This is a genomic window from Hymenobacter terrenus, assembly GCF_000972495.1.
In the GTDB taxonomy this organism is placed as follows: Bacteria; Bacteroidota; Bacteroidia; order Cytophagales; family Hymenobacteraceae; genus Hymenobacter; species Hymenobacter terrenus.
The window spans coordinates 39,640-55,805 of record NZ_LATM01000029.1 but is presented as its reverse complement, the minus strand read 5'-3'; the positions used below and the strand labels follow the sequence as shown (position 1 = coordinate 55,805).

The following is a 16,166-nucleotide window of genomic DNA, read 5'->3' as shown; positions in this document are numbered from 1 at the left end:
TAAGCATGGCGCGGGACTTCCATGCCCGCTAAGTTCGCCTACAAGCCCATAACAGCCTATAGCGATTGTGGACAGTAAGGGGTAGTTTTGGTGAATGCGTCGCCACGAATGAAGTGAACACGAATGGAAAGTCGTCGAACCCTTCACATGGGGCCGGTTGCGCCGAGGGCGCGACAACTGTCTGTTTGTTAATGCCGTGCTCTACCGCGTGCGGACGGGCGTAGCCTGGCGCGACTTGCCCGAGCGGTTTGGCCCCTGGAATACGGTCGCGTGGCGCTTTCGGCACTGGGCGCAAGCTGGGGTGTGGGAAGCCCTATACCAAGCGGTGCACGAACCCGACTACGCCTGGGTGCTGGTGAACTCCACCACGGTCAAGGCCCACAAAGCCGCGGCCGAAGGATTCGGCCGCAGTTGGGGCGGTTTCTCGACCAAGTTGCACGCCGTGCTCGACGCGTTGGGCAACTGCCTGCACTTGGTCCTGACGCCGGGCCACTGGGTCGATTACACGCAGCTGCCGGCCTTGTTGGCAGGCTTATGCCACATACCTGGGGCCGTCGTGGCCGACAACCCCTACGATCCCAATGCCATGCTAGCCGCATTGCCGTTCGCAACGCCGAGACAGTCACTCCGCCCAAAACCAGCCGTACCGAGCGCCGCGCCTACGACCAAAACCTCTACGCCGACCGCAATAAGGCCGAACGTTTCTTTGGGCGGCTCACGGAAGCCAGCGGCTTTGCCACACGTTACGACAAGACGGCCGTTTCCTGCTTAGCGACTGCGCACCTACTCGCTGCGCTCAATTGGCAACGTTAACTGTCCTCACACCCTAGCAGGACCTTTCCCGTCATTTCTTGCTCCGTTGTAGCGAGTAGGTCTAACCGACTGGCCACGGTTGCCACTGGCTGGTAGAATGTCCGGAAATGAGGAAGCTAAATCCGGCACTTTCCACCATCGCTGGTAGTAGTAAAAACCGTAACGAAACCGGTTCCTTAGAGGTGCTTTACGCTGTAAAATCGAAGGTGATGCAGCGTAAGTACACCTTGGCAATCGTCATCAGGTCAATCGTCGATTTCGCGTGCGCGTTTTTGATGGTGATGTGACCCTGCCGGCGCCCAACGGCGCCCACAAGCTGAATCAGTTCCGGTACCGACTTTGTGTTGGCATCAACCACGACGTTACTACCAACAGAGGCGAGCTGCATCAAAGCAAGGGGTTTGTCAAGCATGTAATGGAAAATAAAAAGTTGGTTTAAAATTGACTAGGCTTGTAGGACATCCCTGCGTTCAGAGCAAATTTTTTTGAATGCCCCATAGCATCCATGCTATGGTCTCGAAAACAACAGTTGAGAGGCTTTTTTTCGGAGCGCGTAATGTGAGCCCCCACGGCTAGGGTAGAGACGCTGAACGGACTATGTTTTCCATTTTCTGAGATGTCCCCTACTGCTATTCCACAAGAGCCGACTAGTGGGCGTGACTACTTTATCATAAGATTGTATTCTATAATCTCACCTAATTAATCGTAATAAAATAATTATTCGTGCCAGATACAACACAGTTAACAATTAATGATATAATGGTACATATAATCCATAATGATAACAAAGAGTACAATTACTTACTTGATACAAACTTACCCGTGCAGATAAGGGGCAAGCTTTCTCCCGTGCCGAACAGGCTATTGTGCTCGCTGAATAGCTGTTTTTGTTCGGTCAATGACTTAGGTCGTGGCAATTAAGACCCCGGCTGCAACTAGCTCAATTACAGAAGAGATATACGTCCTGCTTCTGTACGTCATGCCTAAGAAGCTATTTGAATTAGCAAAATTTGAGGACACGTCGGATGCTGGCGAGAGTAATCCACGCGTTTGCGTGGCGCAAGCTGAGGTCTCATTTATTTGACAATCATCAATTTGCGCTCATTCACGCCAAAGTTCATTCCATCATCCAGCGCCACGCGTGAACACAGAAAGTCGTCTTCTCGACGGCCACATGCGCCGGTTTTTTCACGCGGATGCTATAGCGGCGAGCCAAGTGTTAGCGGAAGATCCCATGAAACGTGCTGTCCACAAAGACGACCCGCACCCAGCCCAGCAATTCGTGAGTGGCCACTCCCTCGTCCCCAAAAGCACTGGCTGCTGTGCCATCGTATTTGTTGGACGGCAACATATTGCTGTCCAGGATGTTGCCCAGCCTATCGGTCAGCGCCGGCCGCTTGCGTCCTTTCACCAGCTTGCCCGCGTCAAAGCCGACGGTTACTCCCGTAGCCGTCGCTGCGTTCTTCACGCTTTGCGTGTCGATAACCACGGCCGTGGACCCCACTTTTTTGGGCCCCTTTGCGGGCACTTACGTTCAGACAGGCACGTAGAAGATGGCGTTAACGACCTCGGCAAGCGGCCAGTTGCCCCGTCGCTCTACCACGAACAACGGCGCTAAATGCTGCCAGTCGCGGAGCGACAAATCGGAACTGTACCGCTTGCGGGCCGCAGAAACAAGGCTGGAAGGGTAACCCGAAGTTAACTCAAACAGCTTTTAAACTACCTTAATTTTAAAAAAAGCCTTGGTCAGCGCCTGCTTGACGCGCAGGCTCGGCCAGCCGGCCCGGTGAGCGCCTACCAGCACATCAGCACATCGCTCAGCGGTCCGCCCACGTGCCCGTGCACCAATTCTGCTATGTCTTGCACGTCGCCCCAATCGCGTACCATGCTTGGCATCGGCAGCAGGGCCAGCTCGTGCCCGAACCAGCGTGGCAAGTGGCCGTGCGCGTGGCGTGGTGGCCGTACCCTGGAAAACGTCTTTGGCGTAAGCCGGCAGCAGGGTGGTAAAGGGCAGCACCAACAAGCTGAGCAGCGCCATCATCACGATAATGAAGCGAATGTCGGGCGTGGCTTGCAAGTAACGGAAGCCGGCGCTTAAGTCGTCCCGTAGGTTGCGGCCTGTGGCGGGGGCCGCCATGGGTGGAAGCCGCATGGCCACCATCGACCCGATAACGGCCACAAAGCTGAGCGCATTGAGGCCAAAGCAGGTGGTGGCGCCCAGCCGCGCCAGCACGAAGCCCGCCACCACCGGCCCCAGTAGCTGGGCGGCATTAACCATCGACGAACTCATGGCTACTACAGCGGGCAGGTCCTGCTTGTCCTCCGCCAGCCCGTATACCAACGATTGGCGGGCGGGCAAGTCGAAGGCATTGATGAGCCCCAGGACTGCGCTCAGCCCCAGGATTTCCCACACCGCATGCGGCTTCACCCACACGGCCAGGGCCAGCAGGGCGGCCTGCGCCATCGACAAAACCTGCGTGAGCAGCAAAATGCGGTAGGCCGGGTACCGGTCGGTTACGATACCGCCCAGCAGCGAAAGCAGGGCCGAGGGGAAAATCGAGGCAAACACGCTCAGTCCCAGCATAAATTCAGAGTGCGTCTGCGTGTAAATCACCCAGCTCACGGCCGTTTTCTGCATCCAGGTGCCGAGCAGCGACAGGGATTGACCGGCAAAAAACAGGCGGTAGTTGCGGCTTCGAAAAGCGCGAAAGAACCCGGTTTGCATGCTCCTACGCCGGTACGTGCAAGCCGTTGCTGACGTGGGACGGCGAGGAAGGGGCGGCAACGGGCTTCAGCTTGCCCTGCACGTAGCGGAACTCCTGGGTGAGCCCGCCGTAGCCGTACGCTTCGGCCCGCACGTCGTGAATGCACACGTAGCTCACCGGATGCAGCGGCCCCAGCAGCTCCCCCAGTTGGGCAAAAACCTGCTGCTGGTAGGCGGCTTTCTCGTCTTTGGTATTGGTGCCATCCGTAATCCGGAGGTCAAGAAAGAAGCTGGCTAACCCTTGCTCGGCCAGGGTTTTGCCCGCCACCAGCCAGTGGGTGGGGTCTACGTAGTTCAGGGCAATGGAAGTCAGCTCGGGCGACTTACGCAGCACCTGCGAGGTGAGCTGGGTAAGTACCGCGGCTACCTGGGCCGTAAGGGCCGGGGAGGGCGGCGCACTAAGCGTGAGGTGCAGAAAAGGCATGCGCTGTGACAGACTAAATGAGGAATAAAGCAATACCTCAAAAGTCCGCCGCCCCCCGTATGCGAGGCCTTGACCTACATCAAGAAATGAGTGGAACGGCCGCTGTTGCGGCGCGCAGCCGGCTCAGGGTTTCGGGCTTGATGCCCAGGTAGGAGGCAATGTGGTACTGAGCCACCTGCTGCTCCAGTGTGGGATACTGCTGGCACAGGGTGTGGTAGCGCTCAGCGGCCGAGGCGCGCAAAAAGGCCGTTTCGCGCCGGCACTTGTGCAAAAACTGCGCTTCCAGCAGCTGCCGCCCCCAGTGCAACCAGCAGCTGTGGCGGGCATAGAGCGTCTGGAGCAACTCGTAGGAAATGGTGGCCAGTTGGCAAGGAGCCAGCGCCTGCACCGTCCAGGCCGAAGGTGCTTGGGTCAGGAAGCTCGTGAAAGCCGCCGCCACCGAGCCCGCCAGAAAAAAATCGTTGGTGATTTCGCGCTCATCGGTGGTGAGAAAGGAGCGCAGTACGCCCGTTTCAACGAAAGCCAATTGCCGGTCCACTTGGCCGGCGGGTAACCAAAGCTCTTGTTTAGCCAACGTCTGGATGCGCAGTCGCGTGGCCAGAAAATCCCATTCGGCCGCCGGCACGGCGGCCGTCGTGCGAAAGTATTGCTCTACTGATTCACTCATATCGGGGTTGCGTTAGGAATAGACCCAAACATCACGGGAGGAGGAGCGGCCGCCGTTGCATTGCAGACTCAGCACCTGTTCGTGGGGGCTGACCCAGACGTAGCCGAGTCTTCACGGGCAAAAGCGGGATGGTAGCGAAAAGAGGCGAAACACGAATGTAGGGCATCTTGCTTTTTCGATAGTCGAAAGGAGACCAGAAAATGGGTGTTTATTGACCAGTACCTCCGCTGCTGCACCAAAGCGTTGCCTGACGTTCCCGCCAAATTTCAAATTCATCCCCGCCTTCGACTCGGCTTACAGGAGGTGTCACCGGGGTGAATTACTGCGGGGTACCGACTGACTGGAGATAAAGCGCGTGATTTTCGCATTGCTCATTGTGCAAAGTGGCCGCCTTACGAGGGAGCGACGGGTACAGACAGTGGCTTGGCCGGGCACTCAGCGGCAAGCCGCTGAAATAGCTGCGGTGAAGGCAAGCCCTAATCAACCAGCATGACTCAATCAGAAAATATGATTTGGTCAGAAAATATGAATCAATCAGAATTCTTTGAAAAATTTTTATAATCAAACTATAAGCAGGCAGTGCAGCCCTCTATGGGACGGTAACCCGGCGTTGGTAAGCCGAGGGGCTTTCGCCCAGCTGCTGTCGGAAGACGCGGTTAAAATAAGATAGATTGTGAAAGCCGCTGGCATAGGCGGCCTCCGTGATGGTGGGCGCCACTCCCAGTAGCTGGCAGGCACGCTCCACCCGGCGCTCGTTGAGAAACTGGGTGGTGGTGCGCTGGGTCAGACGCTTAAAGAATCGGCAGAACGCGGGCACCGACAGGGCGGCCTCGGCCGCTAGCTCCGCCACGTTGAGCGGCTCCGGCAACCGCTGCTCTACTAGCGCTAGTACCCGCTGCAGGCGCTGCTGGTCGGCGGGCGATGCCCCGCCTACTGGGGGCCCAGCATTCAGGTTGGTTGCCGTGGTAACGAGCGCAAGTTCCCGCAAAATGCCCAGCAGACTGATGAACCGCTCCCAGGGAGCAAGCGTGAGCAGCGGTCGAAACCGGGGCCCAACAGTGCGATGCACATCGGCCGGAAATACCACACCCGTTGCAGCCCGGCGAAGCAGTTCCCTAATGGGCGCCAGTTCAGGGCGAGCCAGCAGGTCAGCGCTGAGCAGGCCAGCGGGAAACTGCACCACAATCTCTTCGAAGGCAAGACTTTGGCCGAAGCCGTAGCTCAGGTGAGGCACATTGGGGCCGAGCAGCAACAGTTCCCCGTCGTCGTAGCGCCCGTGGTGCTGGCCAATGTGGCGCAGGCCGTCACCGCCTGGCAAGTACAATAGCTCGAATTCTGGATGATAGTGCCATTGCATCCGGCAGGGGTTCGTAGCATCGTGGCGAAAAGCCCGGAAGGAACTCTCACCCAGCAAAAGAATATGCTCCCGCTCCAGTTTCATAACATGTACCGCGTAGGGGGACAATGGCCGCAGCAAGCCGGTAAAATAGGCAATAGGGTATGCAAATACGTCAACATCGGCTTAGCCGGGGCTCTATAAGGACTGGACCTTTGCGCTGTCCGTGGCTCTTCTGCTACTTAGAGCCGCTTGCGGCCTTTTCGTTTTCCTTCATCAAGTTCCTATGTACTTAACACACATTGCTTTGTGGACGCCCGATTTGGAGCGGTCCTGCGCTTTCTACACCACTTTTTTCGGGGCCGTCGCCGGTCCGCGTTACCACAATCCTATTCGGGAATTCACCTCCTACTTTCTTTCCTTTGCTTCCGGGGCGCGGCTGGAATTGATGCATCAGCCGGCCCTGCCGGTGGCGGCGGGCTCCCACCTGGGTTATGCCCACCTGGCATTTGCCACCGGCAGCCCCGCACAGGTAAACCACTTAACCGAGCGCTTACGCGCGGCAGGCTACTCCGTAATCGGCGAGCCCCGCACGACGGGCGATGGCTACTACGAGAGCGTAGTAGCTGACCCCGACGGCAATCTGCTGGAGCTGACTGTTTGAACACCGTAGTAGTGCATTGCTACCTGATAACAGCGGAGCATGCTTTACTGGCGGCTTTTTGTAGCGGCCCGGGGATAAAGTTTCCGTAAGCTCAAGTTGGGCTGAGCAGGCTGCTGCGCGGTCCCTCGCTCGGCGAGCGGGGCTTGGTCTAAGCTGGTATGGAAAGGATAGCAGAGGGAAGCTTTTGGCATTCTAATAACCTGTTTAATGTTCGTCATGTGGTTTGGTTGGCCCATGCTTCCGGCATGGGTGCTTCTGCCGGGAAGATGGCTACACCAGGGGGTGGGCTGGTCTAATTATATCGAACACTTTCGGCTGTGATTTGGAGATGATTTTTGAAATGGTTAGGTGACCGGTAGCGAAGAGTGGAGTGTCGATGCTCGAGCTCTTCGCAGTTTGTAACACTCTTAAAAACAACTTCTGCTGACACCGGAGAGGCTTCCGGCACAGAGCGGGTGTAGCGGACAATCCACAGGCCCTGTTTCTTATCCGTGAGGTAGATGAACCCGCGGCGGTCCACCAGCACGTCTTCGGTTTGCAATACCAGTGGCCCCTTGGGCATGGGACCGTAGCGCTTGGTAAGCTCCGGCGGCAGGAAGTGGCCAACTTCCATTGGCTGGCGCGGATTGGCGACGTTGAACACCCGCAGCCCCGCGTTGAAATAGGCCATGTACAGCAGCTGGGCGAGCGGTTGACCCTTGGTAAGGAAAACCTACGAATCGGAAGTTGCTTCTGTTGTTAATAGCCTCCTGATAAGGCAGAAATTCTCACGCAGGAGCAGGTGCCTGATGCTAGGTTACCTCCCTGACGGCTTGGACAACATCTACCAGTAGCCCCGCCGGGTCACGCACGGTAAAATGCTGGCCATTGAATGGCTCCTCCACTAGCGTTAACGCAAACGGCGCCCCAAGCTGCTGCAGGCGGTGGTACTCCGCCGCTACGTCTTCGACTTCCAACTGCAACAACACGCCCTCGCCGGTGAAAGGCCGATGAAACACGGACTGCACAAATTCGGAGTAAGGTTCGCAAAACAACAGGTCCACGGCATCGGACTCGGGCGGGCGCAGCACGGCAAAGCCCGTCAACTCCTGTTGCACCCGAAATCCGAAGTAGCGCACGTAGAAGTCCCGGCAGGCCGCCACGTACGGGGTATAAATCTCGGTAGATAGCCTCATGCCGTCGGCTCAGTACGCGTGACAAAATCCAGGGCGACGCCGTTCGGATCCACCAGCGCAAAGTGCCGGTCTCCCCACGGTTCGTCACGCAGGGGCACTGCTACTGGTAGGTCGGGTAGCTGCTCGAAGGTCCGGTACACGGCATCCACATCCTCCACTTCAATGGTGACGAAAATCCCCTGGCCGCTGAACGCCGGCCGGAACACGGCCGCCTGGTCGGGTAATCCAGGCAGCAGGAAACTGATTTCATCCCCGTGGCCGGGTGCTTCCAGCAGCAGATACCAATCGGCTTCGAATTTGATGTGAAATCCCAGAGCGAGGTAGAATGCCTTGGTTTCGGCCAGGCGCGTCGTGACAATCCCGGCACACAGTTTCATGCGGTTCATGGTTAAGATATAAGTTAGGTGAGACAAAGCTTGTGGAGCAAAGCAACCCGTCCTAAGGACGGCGCCCATAGAACTGGCGGAACTCTCGCAGCAGGTGGGGTTGATCAAAATATCCGGCTGCCTCTACGGCACCGGCCCAGTCGGGCGGCGTGGCGGGGCGTAAAGTATCCAGAGCCGCCTGGAACCGCACGATGCGCGCAAACACCTTCGGCGCCAAGCCAATGTGCCGGGCAAAAAGCCGCCGCAGCTGGCGCGGGCCCACCCAGTCGGCTACCGCGTGCTCAATCCGGGCGTTGCCCCGGCTGATGAGCACGTGGTATAGCGCGCGGGCCAGCGGCGCGTCCAGGGCTGGCGCCCCGCTGGCGGCCAGTTGCTCCTGCAACCAGGCGTCGGTCAGCGTCAGGCGCTGGCTTGGGTCGGCGGCTAGCTGCATCCGCTCGGCCCAATGGCGGATGACCGGGCCGAGTACCAATTCGGCCGGGGCCAGGGTGTTGGCCACCTCGTCGGCAGAGCAGGCAAACAAGCGCGTGAACGTGCCAGGCAGCAGCCGCACCCCAAAATAATTACTACCCGTGGGCAGGTCTACGCGAAAGGCAGTGGCCGCGCTGCCCGCCACCCAAGCATCGTAGGGGAACGCACAATTCAGGATGAGGTCGACGCAGCCGTCTGCCACTACGGCGTATTGTGCCGGGAAGGAAGCAGCGGCCAAGGTCCAGTAACAATGCACCCAGGGCAGCAGGGCGGCGGCTGGGGCATATTCCCGGTACCGCAAAAGTCCGCTTGCAGCATCTGGCTGCAGCGGGCGGTACAAGCGACGGATGAATGCGTGGTCAATCATAGCGGAACAGATGGCGACGAAAACCCTGGTGAGCGACAACAAGGCTCGCTGCTGAACGGGTGCAAAAGTGGCGCCGGCAGGCGAAGTAGTATTGTACAAACCGGACTTTTTGCTCAACCCACGTTCGGGGGAAGTATTCTTAGCGAGGCGGACAAACGGGGAGGCGGTTTTCGTACACAGAGCAATTCCATTTGATTCACAATATCTTAACCGCACTACTTTCCCAGCGTATGTCTTACGAACCAGCATCAGGAGAGGACAGAGAGGCCCGCCACCTTGATATAGCTAGGCAGGGCCACGCATACTAGCCGGCTCAAAAAAAGCTACACCGACGTGATGGAGCAAGGAGCATTATCGCCACTCACGTAGCGAGCCACGGCGGCGCTCAGGTTCACGTTGTGGTGCCAGGCATTCGATTGCGTGTATAACGGGTATGGCATTGAGCACCACCGACCCAATTTGCTTATTCCTAGATCAATGGCTAAGTCGAATGCTTCGATGCCCCACTGAAAGAGTCCTCCTTGCATCATTAGCACTATCAGAGCAGCCCCCTCTGCAAGCCCTTTTTGCTTGCCTACAACTGCGCCAAGTGGCTACGCGGCAAAACGCCTCACGAGTTCAGTTGTCAATAGGGGCTCTAAAAGTCCCTATATCTTTGTGCGAAACCTCACTGATACCTATTACTTAATTTCCATAAAGCCAATATGGCCGCTTCTGTACTCATTGTTCTATGCATCGTGCTAGCAGTTTCTGCGCTCACCCAGCTAAGACGGCTAAATTGGGGGCGGGCCCTGGTATTATCGGTGGCGATGCTGGCACTAGGGCTTCCGGGTCGGTTGGCACTTGCTCAGGGCGAGTTTGACAACTGGTATTTTGGGTATCGGGCGGGTATCTCCTTTGTCGGGGGCACCGCCCGCGCACTCTCGGATGGAGTGATGACGTCGGGCGAAAGCAGCGCGGCAATTTCTGATGCGCAAGGCAACCTATTGTTCTATACCAATGGGGTATATGCTTGGAATCGCCTGCACCGCCGGCTGGTAAATGGCAGCAATCTGGGGGCTTTCAGCGACAGTACGCGCACCGAATGGGTGCCTAATTCGGCTACCCAGGGGGTGGTAGTTGTGCCCCGGCCCGGTAGCACTACCGAGTACTACATTTTCACCGTCGATGCCGCAGAGAACGGCTTGGTGGGTGGCCTCCGCTATTCGGTGGTCGACATGGCCCGGCAGGGTGGGCTAGGGGAGGTAATAAGCAAAGCTACTTCCCTGGCGGTGCCCGTGGGCGATGGTCGCCTGACCGAAAAGCTGTTGGCGGTACGCCATGCTAACCAGCGCGACATCTGGATAATGGTGCACGCTTGGAACAGCAATGTGTTTGTCTGCTACCTGCTTACTGATAGGGGAATCGTTGGCCCGCCGGTACTGTCGGCCGGCGGCACCATCCACCAGGGGGGCTATAATCCTCGTCGAGACTACAATGCCATCGGCTACATGAAAGTCTCGCGCGATGGTCGGAAGCTGGCCGTGGCACAGTACAATACTAATGACCTCGAATTGTTCGACTTCAACTACGGGACCGGCATTGTTTCTAATCCCCGCCTGCTGGGCCAACAGGCAAATGCTCCGGGGTTTTACGGCGTCGAATTCTCGCCCGATGGCAACCTGCTCTATGCCAGCTTTAATGGCCGAATTCGACAATTCAACTTGCTGACCCGTACCGATATCGACCTGCTTAACCCGTACGGGGTCACCGGAGCCTTGCAGCTTGGCCCCGACCAAAAAATATACGTAGCCCGTGCTGACAGAATCTCTACAAGCACCGCCATTTACCCTCCCGTAGGTGTAATCGAGTCACCCAACATTCCCGGCGTGGGCTGTGGATATCGGGCTAATGGCCTAGCGTGGGGCAATAACCGGGGCAGTGCGCTGGGGCTCCCCAACCTTATGGTGCGCCCGCCCGTGCCTAATAATGTGCTGGTTAATTTCGGCCTTTTGGGTACCGATGTGTGCCAAGGCGAAGTCACCTCGGTCACGGCGTCGGTATTTCCGACTATTACCGACGCCGTATTCACCTGGGATTTTGGCGACCCAGCCAATCCCAATAATACCGCCACCGGCCCCACCGCCCAGCACCGGTATGCGCGGCAAGGGAGCTACGTCATCACCATGACCATGCGCGAAGTGAGTGGCACGGTGCGTACGTACACCCAAACGGCCCGCATTCTGCCCCGTGGCCAGGCGCGGCTGCAAGTCAATAGTGCCAATGTGTGCACGGGAGGCAGCGTGCAACTCACGGTGGTACCGGCCCAGCCTATCGGCTCGGTCTACCGCTGGCAGGATGGTAGCACGGCTTCGCAACTCCAGGCCAATAGCCCGGGCGTGTATTGGGTCGTGGTAACACCGCCGCAACAGTGTCCCATAACTGATACCATCCGGATAGCCTCCCAGGCCGGGCCCACCCCCGTATTGAAGCCTGAATTCATCATCTGCGCCGAGCCAAACCTCTTGCTCGACCCTGGCCCGCAGCCGCCCGGCACCACCTACCGCTGGCAAGATGGCAGCACGGGCTCGCAACTTTCCGTAGTCGCGGCCGGCCGTTATTCTGTCAAGTTGACAACTCTTAATGGTTGCTCGGCCACTGCTGAAACCACTGTGCGCTATGGCGAGGACTGCCCGTATAAAATCCCCAACATCATTACCCCCAACCACGACTCCTTTAACGATTTCTTCGTGCTGCAAGGCTTGGACTACCGGGAGCTAAGCCTGCAGGTATTCAACCGCTGGGGCGTACGCGTTTATCAGCAAGAGCACTACGACAACCGGTGGGATGCCAGTGGGCAGCCTGATGGGGTTTACTACTACCGCTTGGTGAATACTCGCTCGGGCCGCCAATTCAACGGGTGGGTCGAAGTGATTCACTAGACCTGTTCGGATTTTGTTGAGCGCTTCCCTTGGTGCGCATTCTTCTCAAAGCAGCCAGAGCAACCAGACGAGCTACTTGAGACGTTAGCAGGCATTGAGCTGCCCAAATACAAAGGTGGCTTTATCACCGCGGGAGGCCTGGTGCAGCTCCGCGGTCAGGCCGATGGGGGCCATGAGGTGGTTCTCACGCAAGGCTTGCAGAGCCGCCGTGGCAAACTCGGCGGGGGCGATGCCGACGTACGGCCGCTTCTCTTGCGTGCTGGAGCTAGCGTTCATGGCCGTATCCACGCTGGGTGGGGCAACTTCAAACACGTGCACGGCCGTGTCGCGGAGGTGGTGCCGTAACGCCTGCGTGTAGGAGTGCAGCGCGGCTTCGGTCGCACTGTAGACTAGCGTGACAGCCCGCCGAATAAAGCCCAAGCCCGAGGCGATGTTGACAACGTCCACAGTGTCAACTATCTTTAGAACAAGACAGTTGCCAACTGCCGGAGCGTAACCGGCACCTCGGGCAAGGTCAGCTTCACGACCGGGAAGGGCAAGCGCTTGCTGATGGTGAAGAAGGAAAGATACCCCCCTAAGCTGTCCGGCCTAACCAGACCACTTCAATACCAATTGTGCCGACCAAAGACGAAGCAGCCCATGAAATGCTAAGTAGTTCATGGGCTGATTGCCACCGGAGAGTGGTCGCCCGCCAGCTGAGGCTGCGGAATAAAGAGCTAAAGTTAGGGTGTGTTATGCTTGCAAAGCACTTGGCTATGCGGGCCATATTTTTTTCGATGGCGCAGAGAATAACAAAAAGTGCGTGGTTTAGGCCGTTAGGTCGAAAATAAAATTTGAGAAAATCGGTGCGAAAAAAAAATTAACATTGCCAACGAATTGCCGGGCGTAACAATGCCGTAATTTTGCATCATGCTTCAACCAAAAAACTTGTTGATGAAGCGCGTGACCCTACTCGTCAGGGAACCGCGAGTGGACCGGAAGGTCTTCACCACCATCGGTTTTCCCGATTTTGCCTCTGGTGTTTCCGTTGTTTTTTCTGAGTGTTGCCCCACCACCGTTTCGGAATCCGAAACGGTTTTTTTATGTCCATTGATTTCGTCGGCTGCCGCACCGCGGCCCATTCATACTCCATAACTCAAACGCGGTGTAAGAGCATCAAAAACAGATAGTCTTACACGTCTCTTACTACTGACCACATACTTTCTTTTTCCCTCTCTCCGGTATGGCACGTAAAGACCTGCTCGACATCGCATCCCTGCACCGTGAGGAAATCGAGTTCCTGCTCGACCAATCCACGTCCTTTAAAAAACTCTTCACCCGCTCGGTGAAAAAAATCCCCGCCCTCGAGGGCAAGTCCGTGCTCATGCTGTTCTATGAGGCCAGCACCCGGACGCACTCCTCCTTCGAGGTCGCGGCCAAACGCCTCTCGGCGGAGGTGACGAATTTCAACGTCGACCATTCCTCCATCACCAAGGGTGAGTCGGTGCGCGAGACGATAGAGACGCTCCAGGCCATGCGAACCGACTACATTGTCGTCCGCCACAGTCACTCCGGCCTGCCCGGCATGATTGCCCGCCAAACCACGGCGTCGGTCATCAATGCCGGCGACGGGGCGCACGAGCACCCGACCCAGGCCCTGCTGGACGCCTTCACCATCAAGGAAAAGTTTCCCGACCCTAGAGGCAAAAAAGTCCTCATCATTGGGGACATTCTGCACTCCCGCGTTGCGCGCTCCACCAGCACTCTGCTGCAAAAACTGGGCGTGGAGGTTGCGTACCTGGGCCCGGGCTCGCTGGTGCCCAAGTACATCCCGGATAGCATCCGCCGCTTCACCGACTACGAGGCGGCCATGGCCTGGGCGCCCGAGTTCGTGTACCTGCTCCGGGTGCAGCTGGAGCGTCAGGACGTGCAGTTTTTCCCCAACGTCCGGGAATACCACCGGGTCTACGGCATCACCAACGCCCGGCTGGCGGAAATCCGCGACCGCGGCCTCTACGTCATGCACCCCGGCCCCGTGAACCGGGGGGTGGAACTATGCGACGCCGTCATGGACTACGAGCGCAGCCTGATTACCAACCAGGTCGAAAACGGGATTTCTGTTCGCATGGCCGTCCTCGACTGGCTCACGCCGGGCGGAGAATTCCCGCGGCAGGAAGCGTATGCGGCACCGCAGCGCGCTGCCGCACCGGTGGTGACGCCCTAAATGCCGCCTGCGGCGGCTGGTTACGCCCGTGTCTTTTCCTCTTCAAGAACCAGAATTTCACATCCCCATTCCCCTTGCCGGTTTCCCGTACTCATCCATCCATGCTTCTCCTTCAAAACGCCCGCATCGCCTCCGAAAATTCACCTGTGCTCGTAGACGGCGATGTGCTGATTGTCGAAGGTAAAATTCAGGACATCGGCCCCAACCTGGCCCTTCCCGCGGGCGCCCGGGTCATCGACGCGCGCGGCCGGGTTCTGCTGCCGGCCATGTTTGACGCCCACGTCCATTTCCGCGCCCCCGGATTTGAGAACAAGGAAACCATCACCACGGGCAGCGAAGCGGCCATCAATGGCGGCATTACCGGCGTGGTCATGATGCCCAACACCCGCCCGGCCCTGGACTCGGCCACCTCGGTGGCCACCGTGCTGGAAAATGCCAAGGACCGGTCCCGCATTCCGGTGTACACCTCCGGCTGCGTCACCAAGAACCGCGAGGGCAAGGAACTGGCGGAAATCGAAGGCATGCGCGAGCTCGGGGTGAAGATGCTCACCGACGACGGGGACACCACGGCCGACCCGGCGGTGCTGCTGCGGGCGATGCAGTACGCCACCGAGTTTGGGATGTTTTTCGCCAGCCACTGCGAGGTGCCGGAACTGGCCGGGCCGCGCGCCCTGAACGAAGGGGTGATGAGTTATCGGCTCGGCATCAAGGGCTCCCCGGCGTGCGCGGAGGAAATTATCATCGACCGCGACATTCGCTTGGCCCGGGCGGCGGGCGCGCACGTTCACATCCAACACGTTTCCAGCAAGCTCGGCATGGAAACCATCCGCTGGTGGAAGTCCCGCGGCGATGTGAAGGTCACGGCGGAAGTGGCCCCGCACCACCTGATGTTCACCGACGAGCACATCGGCGACTACGACACGAACTATAAAATGAACCCGCCGCTGCGGACGCAGGCCGATTGCGATGCCCTGCTCGAAGGGCTGATTGAAGGCGTATTTGACCTCATTGCCACGGACCACGCGCCGCACACGCCGTTCGAAAAAGCACAGGATTTCATCAGCGCGCCCAACGGCATCACCGGCCTGGATACGGCCCTGGTGTCGCTCTACCACCACTTTGTCGGGCCCGGAAAATTTGGGTGGGACTTGGTGGTGAAGCGCTATTCGGCTGAGCCTCGCCGCCTGATGGGCCTGCCCGTAGCCGCCATCGAAGTCGGCCAACCAGCCGAGTGCGTCTTGTTCGATACCGAAGCGGAAACAACCTTCACGAAGGAATTCATGAAATCTAAATCCCAGAACACGCCCTTCATCAACCAGACGTTGAAAGGCCGGGTAGACCTGGTGGTTTTAGGTACAGAAATCCTACTGGAGCGCTAATAACCACGTTTTTTGACTACCCGGAGATATCCAGCATTCCTCCAAGGCCACTCATGAGTATCCTTTCTTCAACCAACACCCCCAACTCCAGTGCCGTCTCGGGCAAGCCACTTGTCGGCGTTGTCATGGGCTCCAGCAGCGACTGGGACACCATGCAGCATGCCGTGCAGATTCTCTCACAGTTTGGCGTGGCCCACGAAGCGCGCGTAGTGTCGGCCCACCGCATGCCCGACGACTTGTTTGCCTACGCTGAACAAGCCGGCCCACGCGGCTTGCAGGCTATCATTGCCGGTGCTGGGGGCGCCGCCCACCTGCCGGGCATGATGGCCGCCAAAACCACGCTGCCCGTGCTGGGGGTGCCGGTGGCCAGTCGCCATTTGCAAGGGGTGGACTCGCTGCACAGCATCGTGCAAATGCCCAAAGGGGTGCCCGTGGCCACGTTTGCCATTGGCAATGCCGGGGCGGCCAATGCCGCGCTGTTCGCGGTCAGCCTGCTGGCCCTGCATGACCCGGGCCTAGCTGCCAAGCTGCAGGCGTTTCGCGCCGAACAAACCGAGGCCGCTCGCGCCATGACGCTGCCAGTATGAACGACAGCA

General features: G+C 58.2%; 16 protein-coding genes and 1 pseudogene. 6 read left to right on the top strand and 11 right to left on the bottom strand.

From position 1 onward, the window contains the following. Positions 1-127: 127 nt before the first annotated feature. A pseudogene (locus WX88_RS29635) lies at positions 128-772 on the top strand (IS5 family transposase); the annotation flags it as partial. A gap of 228 nt (positions 773-1,000) precedes the next feature. Here WX88_RS29635 and WX88_RS22460 read toward each other — a convergent pair. The 6 genes from WX88_RS22460 to WX88_RS22435 all read right to left on the bottom strand — a co-directional run bounded on the left by WX88_RS22460 (position 1,001) and on the right by WX88_RS22435 (position 6,109). Then, the gene (locus WX88_RS22460) at positions 1,001-1,225 is read right to left on the bottom strand and encodes a hypothetical protein (protein WP_046246665.1); all 225 of its coding nucleotides are present in this window, start codon (positions 1,223-1,225) and stop codon (positions 1,001-1,003) included. A gap of 807 nt (positions 1,226-2,032) precedes the next feature. Then, positions 2,033-2,341, bottom strand: a complete 309-nt coding sequence (locus tag WX88_RS22455; RefSeq protein ID WP_052732994.1) for a hypothetical protein — start codon at positions 2,339-2,341, stop codon at positions 2,033-2,035. 186 nt (positions 2,342-2,527) lie between these two features. After that, positions 2,528-3,538: an MFS transporter gene (locus WX88_RS22450; protein WP_052732993.1), complete on the bottom strand. Its 1,011-nt coding sequence runs from the start codon at positions 3,536-3,538 to the stop codon at positions 2,528-2,530. A gap of 4 nt (positions 3,539-3,542) precedes the next feature. Next, positions 3,543-4,001, bottom strand: a complete 459-nt coding sequence (locus tag WX88_RS22445; RefSeq protein ID WP_046246664.1) for a tautomerase family protein — start codon at positions 3,999-4,001, stop codon at positions 3,543-3,545. 79 nt (positions 4,002-4,080) lie between these two features. Beyond that, positions 4,081-4,668, bottom strand: a complete 588-nt coding sequence (locus WX88_RS22440) for a Crp/Fnr family transcriptional regulator (RefSeq protein ID WP_052732992.1) — start codon at positions 4,666-4,668, stop codon at positions 4,081-4,083. 589 nt (positions 4,669-5,257) lie between these two features. Beyond that, entirely contained in the window at positions 5,258-6,109 is an 852-nt protein-coding gene (locus WX88_RS22435) for an AraC family transcriptional regulator (protein ID WP_046246663.1), read from the bottom strand. A gap of 181 nt (positions 6,110-6,290) precedes the next feature. On the opposite strand from WX88_RS22435, the gene WX88_RS22430 reads away from it, so the two are divergent. Continuing rightward, positions 6,291-6,668, top strand: coding sequence for a VOC family protein (locus WX88_RS22430; protein ID WP_046246662.1), 378 nt, complete (start codon positions 6,291-6,293; stop codon positions 6,666-6,668). Positions 6,669-6,960: 292 nt separating this feature from the next. Here WX88_RS22430 and WX88_RS22425 read toward each other — a convergent pair whose 3' ends face one another. The 4 genes from WX88_RS22425 to WX88_RS22410 form a co-directional block, all read right to left on the bottom strand. After that, positions 6,961-7,338, bottom strand: a complete 378-nt coding sequence (locus WX88_RS22425; RefSeq protein WP_046246661.1) for a hypothetical protein — start codon at positions 7,336-7,338, stop codon at positions 6,961-6,963. Between the two features lie 121 nt (positions 7,339-7,459). Then, on the bottom strand, positions 7,460-7,843 hold the full coding sequence (locus tag WX88_RS22420; RefSeq protein ID WP_046246660.1) for a VOC family protein: 384 nt from the start codon (positions 7,841-7,843) through the stop codon (positions 7,460-7,462). After that, positions 7,840-8,229, bottom strand: a complete 390-nt coding sequence (locus WX88_RS22415) for a VOC family protein (protein WP_231590769.1) — start codon at positions 8,227-8,229, stop codon at positions 7,840-7,842. Before WX88_RS22415 ends, WX88_RS22420 begins: the two co-directional genes overlap by 4 nt. Before the next feature lie 52 nt (positions 8,230-8,281). Then, positions 8,282-9,067: a helix-turn-helix domain-containing protein gene (locus WX88_RS22410; protein ID WP_197076901.1), complete on the bottom strand. Its 786-nt coding sequence runs from the start codon at positions 9,065-9,067 to the stop codon at positions 8,282-8,284. A gap of 737 nt (positions 9,068-9,804) precedes the next feature. Between WX88_RS22410 and WX88_RS28190 the strand changes: the two genes are divergently transcribed. Then, positions 9,805-11,988: a T9SS type B sorting domain-containing protein gene (locus tag WX88_RS28190; protein ID WP_197076900.1), complete on the top strand. Its 2,184-nt coding sequence runs from the start codon at positions 9,805-9,807 to the stop codon at positions 11,986-11,988. 84 nt (positions 11,989-12,072) lie between these two features. Here the strand turns inward: WX88_RS28190 and WX88_RS28185 are convergent, their stop codons facing one another. Continuing rightward, the gene (locus WX88_RS28185) at positions 12,073-12,435 is read right to left on the bottom strand and encodes an SDR family NAD(P)-dependent oxidoreductase (RefSeq protein ID WP_052732989.1); all 363 of its coding nucleotides are present in this window, start codon (positions 12,433-12,435) and stop codon (positions 12,073-12,075) included. A gap of 775 nt (positions 12,436-13,210) precedes the next feature. Between WX88_RS28185 and WX88_RS22395 the strand changes: the two genes are divergently transcribed. The 3 genes from WX88_RS22395 (at position 13,211) to purE (ending at position 16,157) form a co-directional block, all read left to right on the top strand. Further along, positions 13,211-14,191, top strand: a complete 981-nt coding sequence (locus WX88_RS22395; RefSeq protein WP_046246658.1) for an aspartate carbamoyltransferase catalytic subunit — start codon at positions 13,211-13,213, stop codon at positions 14,189-14,191. 101 nt (positions 14,192-14,292) lie between these two features. Then, a complete protein-coding gene (locus tag WX88_RS22390) occupies positions 14,293-15,570 on the top strand; it encodes a dihydroorotase (RefSeq protein ID WP_046246657.1) in 1,278 nt (425 codons plus the stop codon). Positions 15,571-15,623: 53 nt separating this feature from the next. Continuing rightward, positions 15,624-16,157, top strand: coding sequence for a 5-(carboxyamino)imidazole ribonucleotide mutase (gene purE / locus WX88_RS22385; protein ID WP_046246656.1), 534 nt, complete (start codon positions 15,624-15,626; stop codon positions 16,155-16,157). Positions 16,158-16,166 lie beyond the last annotated feature (9 nt).